This is a genomic window from Azohydromonas sediminis (genome assembly GCF_003574675.1).
In the GTDB taxonomy this organism is placed as follows: domain Bacteria; phylum Pseudomonadota; class Gammaproteobacteria; order Burkholderiales; family Burkholderiaceae_C; genus Calidifontimicrobium; species Calidifontimicrobium sediminis.
This window is the reverse complement of sequence record NZ_QOAZ01000061.1, coordinates 1-7,584: the sequence shown is the minus strand read 5'-3', so window position 1 is coordinate 7,584 and position 7,584 is coordinate 1. Positions and strand designations below refer to the sequence as shown.

Annotated in this window: 7 protein-coding genes and 1 pseudogene; 7 read left to right on the top strand and 1 reads right to left on the bottom strand. The window is 69.4% G+C overall.

The genetic code is table 11. The features are described from left to right. The 7 genes and pseudogenes from DRV96_RS17345 to DRV96_RS17315 all read left to right on the top strand — a co-directional run. Positions 1–458: restriction endonuclease subunit S domain-containing protein (locus DRV96_RS17345; RefSeq protein WP_473199551.1), on the top strand; the 458-nt coding region annotated here is incomplete at its 5' end. Between the two features lie 83 nt (positions 459–541). Then, positions 542–1,582 carry a restriction endonuclease gene (locus DRV96_RS17340; RefSeq protein WP_119293492.1) on the top strand — a complete coding sequence of 347 codons (1,041 nt, stop codon included), beginning with the start codon at positions 542–544 and terminating at the stop codon, positions 1,580–1,582. Between the two features lie 74 nt (positions 1,583–1,656). Continuing rightward, positions 1,657–1,962, top strand: coding sequence for a type II toxin-antitoxin system ParD family antitoxin (locus tag DRV96_RS17335; RefSeq protein ID WP_119293490.1), 306 nt, complete (start codon positions 1,657–1,659; stop codon positions 1,960–1,962). 4 nt (positions 1,963–1,966) lie between these two features. Then, complete coding sequence (locus DRV96_RS17330; RefSeq protein WP_235823464.1) at positions 1,967–2,302, top strand: type II toxin-antitoxin system RelE/ParE family toxin; 336 nt, start codon at positions 1,967–1,969, stop codon at positions 2,300–2,302. A 102-nt stretch (positions 2,303–2,404) separates the two neighbouring features. Beyond that, positions 2,405–2,659 (top strand): type II toxin-antitoxin system Phd/YefM family antitoxin, encoded by a 255-nt coding sequence (locus DRV96_RS17325; RefSeq protein ID WP_119293486.1) that lies wholly within the window; start codon positions 2,405–2,407, stop codon positions 2,657–2,659. A gap of 6 nt (positions 2,660–2,665) precedes the next feature. Continuing rightward, positions 2,666–3,079, top strand: coding sequence for a type II toxin-antitoxin system VapC family toxin (locus DRV96_RS17320; RefSeq protein WP_119293484.1), 414 nt, complete (start codon positions 2,666–2,668; stop codon positions 3,077–3,079). Continuing rightward, positions 3,079–6,262 (top strand): annotated as a pseudogene (locus DRV96_RS17315) (type I restriction endonuclease subunit R); the annotation flags it as partial. The gene DRV96_RS17320 and the pseudogene DRV96_RS17315, both read left to right, overlap by 1 nt. Positions 6,263–6,504: 242 nt before the next feature. On the opposite strand, the gene DRV96_RS18665 reads toward DRV96_RS17315, so the two are convergent. Beyond that, positions 6,505–7,035, bottom strand: a complete 531-nt coding sequence (locus DRV96_RS18665) for a hypothetical protein (RefSeq protein WP_235823463.1) — start codon at positions 7,033–7,035, stop codon at positions 6,505–6,507. Positions 7,036–7,584: the final 549 nt, after the last annotated feature.

The window sequence follows — 7,584 nt, the reverse complement described above, 5'->3', positions numbered from 1 at the left end:
ACGATCAGGACCGTCATCTTCCTGATCGCCGGCAAGCTCGACTTCCGCGCGCTCAACCCTCATGCCCCGCAACCCACTTGAAATTCAACAGAGCCGTAATGCAGTACGTCTGGGGCAGGTTCTGGGTCAACAACCATGCTCACGTATTGCAGGGCGCGAACGGAGTGAGCACCGAGCACCTGATGCTCGGACTTCAGAGGCTCGACTTGACGCCCTACGTCACTGGAGCAGTACAGGCGAAGCTGAATCAAGCAAACCTGTTTCGGGTCCCATTCGTCATTCCTTCATCGCCAGTGGCGACGGCATTCGCTGCGGAAGTCGAGTCTCTGTACGCGAAGCTGCGGAACAACAAGGCTCAGGCGCAAGTTCTGGCAGATATTCGTGACGCTCTGCTCCCCCGCCTCATCTCCGGCAAGCTGCGTCTGCCCGAGGTCGAGGCCGCCCTCGAAACCCCCTGACGGAGACCTCGCCGATGGCCCCATCGCAGCGTGCGATGAGGTCAGCCGAGCGTTCTCGAAACCCCCTGACGGAGACCTCGCCGATGGCCCTGTGGCTCGTCCGCGCCGGCAAGTACGGCGAACACGAAGCGCGCTTCCTCGACGACAAGCGCATCTACCTGACCTACGAGAGCCTGCCGGTTGACCTGTCGGCCGCCAGGACCTACGACGACATCAAGGCGATCCTGCAGGTGCACTACCCGGGCGAAGTGCCGCGGCGCCTGGGCAACTGGTCGGGTCAGGTCTGGGCCTTCGTGCTGGCGATGAAGCCCGGCGACTGGGTCGTCGTGCCGCGCAAGGCCAAGGGCACCATCGCGGTCGGCGAGATCACCGGCGGCTACCGGTACGACGCGGCGGCGAAGGAGCCGTACCGGCACTCCCGCGACGTCAAGTGGCTCCACACCGACGTGCCGCGCAGCGCGTTCGACCAGGACCTGCTGTACTCGTTCGGCGCCATCATGACCATCTGCGAGGTCAAGCGCAACGACGCCGAGAAGCGCGTGCGCGCGATGGCCCAGACGGGCTGGAAGGCCGTGCCGGTGACGATCACGCCGGGCGCTGCGTCCGGCGCGGTCGACACCGAGGCAGGCGAGGAAGGCGGCGTCGACCTGGAGCAGCTCGCCCGCGACGCGATCGCCAGGCTCATCGTCCAGAAGTTCAAGGGCCATGGCATGGCCCGGCTGGTGGAGGCCGTGCTCAGGGCGCAGGGCTTCACGACGCACCTGAGCCCCGAAGGGCCCGACAAGGGCATCGACATCCTGGCCGCGGGCGGCGCGTTCGGTTTCGACCGGCCGCGTATCTGCGTGCAGGTGAAGTCCGGCGACGCGCCCGCTGATCGCCCCGAGTTCACCCAGCTCATCGGCGCCATGCAGAGCGTGCAGGCCGACCAGGGCCTGTTCGTCGCCTGGGCCGGCTTCAAGCCCACCGTGCTGAAGGAGGTGCCGACGCACTTCTTCAAGGTGCGGCTGTGGAACGACAACGACCTGATCGAGCAGTTGCTGGCCAACTACGACAAGCTCGACGAGGACATCCGCGCCGAGCTGCCGCTGAAGCGGATCTGGACGCTGGCGACGCCGGACGAGTGAGGGGCGACCCGCGCGAGCCGGGCCGCGCACCGGCACCCTTGCCAAGCTTTGCCATTGCCGCTAGGCTGGCGGCCATGAGCACGATGAACATCTCCCTGCCCGAGGAACTCAAGGCCTTCGTCGACCGGCAGGTGGCCGCGCGCGCCTACGGCAGCGCCAGCGAGTACGTGCGCGAGCTACTGCGCCGTGAGCGCGACATCGAGCACCTGCGCAGCCTGCTGATGGAGGGGCTGGAGTCGGGGCCCGGGCGGGTGGCCGACGCGGCCTACTTCGACGGGTTGCGCGAGCGCATCCGCCAGCATGCCGACAAGAAGGCGGCGGCACCCAGCGGTTCCGGCGCCGGCCGGTCGCGGCGCGGGGCCAAGGCCGGCGCCCGCTGAGGTCGTGGGCAGGCCGCTGCCGGTCGTCGTCCTCCCGCGGGCGGAGCAGGACATCGACGATGCGATCGGACGCTACCTCGACGAGGCCGGCGTGGAGGTCGCCGGCCGATTCACCGAGGCGCTCGCCAGCGCCTTCGCACTTCTGGTGCGCAACCCGGGCATCGGCTCGCTGCGCCACGCGACCTTGCTCGCCTTGCCCGGCATGCGCTGCTGGCCGCTGCGGCCGTGGCCGCACCTGATCTTCTACCTGGAGCGCGAACGGCGGATCGATGTCGTGCGCGTGCTGCATGGCGCGCGCGACGTGCCCGCGTCGCTGCTCGGCCCGGACGACGCGCCCTGACTCGGGCGCGCGCCCCGGCGTTCGGACGACTACCACCTTCCGCACCGCGCCGGCCGCTGATAGACTGGTCAGCCATCTGGTCAGATGCGAACGGGAGGCCGCATGCACGCATGGCCCGTCCAGGACGCCAAGGCTCGCTTCAGCGAGATGCTCGACGCCTGCCTCAACGAGGGGCCGCAGCTCGTCACCCGGCGCGGCGCCGAGGCGGCGGTGCTGGTGCCGGTGGACGAGTGGCGCCGCCTGCAGGCCGCGGCGCGGCCGTCGCTGAAGGAGCTGCTCCTCAGCGACGAGGCCCGCCACGAACTGGCGCTTCCGCGGCGCGGTGCCGCGCGCCGCCGCCCCGTGGCGGCAGGGTAGGCGCGCGTGTTCCTGCTGGACACCAACGTCGTGTCCGAACTGCGCCGGCCGCGGCCGCACGGCGCCGTGCTGGCGTGGCTGACGGGCGTGGACGACGCGGCGCTGCACCTGAGCGCCGTCACGCTGGGCGAGATCCAGGCCGGCGTCGAGCTCACGCGCGAACAGGACGCGGCGAAGGCCGCCGAGATCGAGCGCTGGCTGGACCAGGTGGAGCAGACCTGGAACGTGCTGCCGCTGGACGGGCGCGTGTGCCGCGCCTGGGGCCGGCTGATGCACCGGCGCTCGGACACGCTGATCGAGGACGCGCTGATCGCCGCCACGGCCCTCGTGCACGGGCTCACCGTCGTGACGCGCAACGTGGCCGACTTTCGCCCGTTCGGCGTGGCGGTTCTGAACCCTTTCGAGACGCGGCGGAGCTGATGCAGGGCGTGCCCGCCGCGATCAGCGAGGACGACGTCGAACAGGACGCGCTGCGCTGGCTTGCTGAGCTGGGCTGGTCGGTGGCCCACGGCCCCGACATCTCGCCACCCCCGCACGCCCGGCACCGAGCGCGACAGCTACCGCGACGTGGCGCTGCGTCACCGGCTGGCCGACGCGATCGCGCGGCTGAACCCCGCCGTGCCCCCGGCCGCACGCGACGACGCTCTGCGCCGCGTGCTGAGCCCCAACGTGCCGGGGCTCGTCAACGCCAACCGGCAGGTGCACCGCTGGCTGGTCGACGGCGTGCCGGTGGAGTACCAGAAGGACGGCGAGACGCGCGGCGCGCGCGTGCGCCTGATCGACTTCGACGACCCGACCGCGAACGACTGGCTCGCCGTCAACCAGTTCAGCGTCCAGGGCCCGAAGCAAATGCACCGACCCGACCTGCTGCTGTTCGTCAACGGCCTGCCGCTGGTCGTGATCGAGCTGAAGAACCCGGCCGACGAGGAGGCCGACCTGTGGGCAGCGTGGAACCAGCTCCAGGCCTACCAGCAGGACATCCCCGACCTGTTCCAGGCCAACGCGCTGCTGGTGGTCAGCGACGGCCTGCAGGCGCGCATGGGCTCGCTGACCAGCGACCGCGAGCGCTTCATGGCGTGGCGCACGATCGACGGCGTGGCCACCGACCCGCTGGGGCCGATGCGCGAACTGGAGACGCTGGTGCGCGGCCTGTTCGAGCGCGCCACGCTGCTCGCGTACCTGCGCCACTTCGTGCTGTTCGAGGACGACGGCCGGCTCGTCAAGAAGGTGGCGGGCTACCACCAGTTCCACGCCGTGCAGGCGGTGGTGCGCAGCGTGCTGCAGGCCGCGAGCCCCACCGGCGCGCAGGCGCGGCGCGGCAAGGGCGGCGTCGTGTGGCACACGCAGGGCGCGGGCAAGAGCATCGAGATGACGTGCCTGGCCGCCGCGCTGATGGCGCACCCGGCGATGGGCAACCCGACCATCGTCGTCGTGACCGACCGCAACGACCTCGACAACCAGCTCTTCGGCGTGTTCGCCGGCGCCGCCGAGCTACTGCGCGAGACGCCGGTGCAGGCGGCCACGCGCCCCGAGCTGCGCCGGCTGCTGGCCAACCGGCCTTCCGGCGGCATTGTCTTCACGACGATCCAGAAGTTCACGCCGGGCGAGGACGAGGACGCGTACCCGGTGCTCAGCGACAGGCGCAACATCGTCGTCATCTGCGACGAGGCCCACCGCAGCCAGTACGGCTTCGACGCGCGGCTCACCGGCGCGCCGAAGCCCGCGGCGCGCACGACAACCGCCGCCAACGACGCCACCGTGCTGCTGGCCGCCGAGCCGCCCGCCGGGACGCCCCCGCCGGCCAGCGGCGTGCGCTACGGTTATGCGCAGCACCTGCGCGACGCGCTGCCGGGCGCGACCTTCGTCGCCTTCACCGGCACGCCGGTGAGCCTGGACGACCGCGACACGCGCGCCGTCTTCGGCGACTACGTTCACGTGTACGACATCGAGCAGGCGGTGCGAGACGGCGCCACGGTGCCGATCTACTACGAGAGCCGGCTGGCCAAGCTCGACCTGAAGGAGGACGAAGCTGCGCACCTCGACGAGGAGGTCGACGCGCTGACCGAAGACGAGGAAGGCGACGCCGCCAAGGTGGCGCGGCTGCGCCGCTGGGCGGCGCTGGAGCAGCTCGTCGGCGCGCCGCCGCGCATCCAGAAGGTGGCAGCCGACATCGTGGCGCACTTCGAGCAGCGGCTCGCCGCGATGGACGGCAAGGCGATGGTCGTCGCGATGAGCCGCGAGATCTGCGTGCACCTGTACGACGCGATCGTCGCGCTGCGCCCCGAGTGGCACGACCCCGACCCCGACAAGGGCGCCATCAAGGTGGTGATGACCGGCTCCGCGGCCGACAAGGCGCTGCTGAAGCCGCACCTCTACCCGAAGGACGTACGCAAGCGCCTGGAGGCGCGCTTCAAGAACCCGACCGACCCGTTCAAGATCGTCATCGTGCGCGACATGTGGCTCACCGGCTTCGACGCCCCGTGCCTGCACACGATGTACGTCGACAAGCCGATGCGCGGGCACAACCTGATGCAGGCGATCGCGCGCGTCAACCGCGTCTTCAAGGACAAGCCCGGCGGGCTGGTGGTGGACTACATCGGTATCGCCAACGAGCTGAAGGCCGCCTTGGCCGACTACACGCAGGCCCACGGGCGCGGCAAGCCGACGATCGACGCGCACGACGCGCTGGCCGTGCTGCAGGAACAGATGGACGTGCTGCACGGAATGCTGCACGGCGTCGACTACGCCGACTTCCGCACCCGCGCGTGGCAGCGCCTGCCGGGCGTGGCCAACCACGTGCTCGGCCTGGACGACGGCAAGAAGCGCTTCGCAGACGCCGTGCTGGCGGCGAGCAGGGCCTTCGCGCTGTGCTGCACGCTCGACGAGGCGCTGGCCCACCGCGACGAGCTGGCCTTCCTGCAGGCCGTGAAGGCGGCGCTGACGAAGCACGACGGCACCGACCGCAAGCTCAGCGACGAGCAGAAGGAGCACGCGCTGCGGCAGATCATCAGCCGCGCGGTGGTCAGCGACGAGGTCGTCGACATCTTCTCGGCCGCGGGGCTGAAGCGCCCCGACATCGGCGTGCTGTCGGACGAGTTTCTGGAGGACGTGCGCCAGATGAAGGAGCGCAACCTCGCCGTCGAGCTGCTGGAGCGGCTGCTCAAGGGCGAGATCAGGTCACGCTTCAGGACCAACGTGGTGCAGAGCGCGAAGTTCAGCGAGCTCTTGCAGCAAAGCCTCGCGCGCTACCGCAACCGGGCGGTGGAGACGGCGCAGGTCATCGAGGAACTCATCGCGATGGCCAAGAAGTTCCAGGAGGCCGCCCAGCGCGGCGAGCACCTGGGCTTGAACCCCGACGAGCTGGCGTTCTACGACGCGCTGGCCACCAACGAGGCCGCGGTGCGCGAGCTGGGCGACGCGACGCTGAAGAAGATCGCCGTCGAGCTGACGGTGAGCCTGCGCCGGTCGGTGACGGTCGACTGGGCCAAGCGCGAGACGGTGCGCGCGAAGCTGCGCGTGATGGTGAAGACGCTGCTGCGCCGCTACAAGTACCCGCCGGACCGGCAGGAGGAGGCCACCGAGACGGTGCTCAGGCAGGCCGAGCGCTGTCCGAGCTATGGGCCACGGGCTGACTGGGCGTGCGCACCAGAATCGGCGCGTCTCGAGGATCTCGCGCAGCCGGCTGTGCACGCTCTTGATGGCGTTGCTGGCGTAGTCCCACACGCCGCACCGCTGGCGCCAAGGCGAAGAACGGGATCACAGGGTCCCAGGGAGGGCACCATGCATTCGCCACTGGGATGTAATTCCGGTCCCATTGCCGCGTTCGAACTCGTCCAACGCGTCGGTCACCGTGACTTGAAGGCCCTGATCTCTTCGAGCAGCTCGACCGCCTGCTCGTACGTGATCTCCGGCTGGTTGACTGGGTTCCTAGCTTCACCGATCCCCAGGCCGTACAGCTTCATCCGCACCTCGACGACCTTGATCATGGCCATAGGGTTCTCCTTGGTACTGGCCATCTCCATCGCCATGTCAAGTTCGGTCATAGCGTCGGCCATAGTGTAGGCGCGCGTGCGCGAGCACTCGATCGTGCCGCGGCTGGCCTCCACCGCCGCCTTCGCGTATTGGTCGCGCAGCTCCTGAATGCGCCGCGCAACGCGTTCACGGCCTTCTACAGCCGCCGCCTGCTGGCGAGCGTTGTCGCGCTTGCCGGTCCAGTTGTAGGCACCAAGAAATGCGTCGATCGCTGGCGCTCCGCTTGCGCGCGCAACCGCGTAGGCCTCCTCACGGGGTGTCAGCGCACGGCGGGTCAGGGGTCGTCCCGCGGGGGTCGAGCTATGGTCGTGTTCGGTTCGGCGTGTCGTCATCTCGGATGGCATCAGGTGATCGGCTCAGGAGCCATGCGGGTCCGAAGCAGGCGAGCCGCGTGCTGTCCATACCTCTGCCACCCGATGCCTTCCCTTCGCCGGCGAGCCCATCTGCGCCTTCAGTTACCACCCAGAGGCCCCCTACCCCCAGTGGGAGTTGACGGGTCTGGAGCGCCACCCCGCGCATAGCGGTGTCTCGTCTTGTGATGCGCCCTGGTCGCTCGCATCACCCCGGACCACGAGAATTAGGGAAACGCTGAACAAGTACCCGCGCCACGGCGGGATCGCCGTACGCGGGGCGAAACCGAGCGTTTTGGCGCGTTCTACGGCCTCGAGGGCCTAGCTGGCGGGCCTTTCGGCGCCCGCTCCGGGCCATGGTCGGCCCACTCCCCCCGCGTCAGAATTGTTGTCACCCCGATAGAACTTGGTCTTCGTTGAGTTCCAGGTTCATGTAGATGGTGGTGGCAGGCTGTGGAGCTTGTGGGCGAAGGCCTGCGCGGTGGGCAACGCGACAGCGTTGTCCACGGCAAGCTGGCCGGTGCGCGCAGCGCATCGCCCATA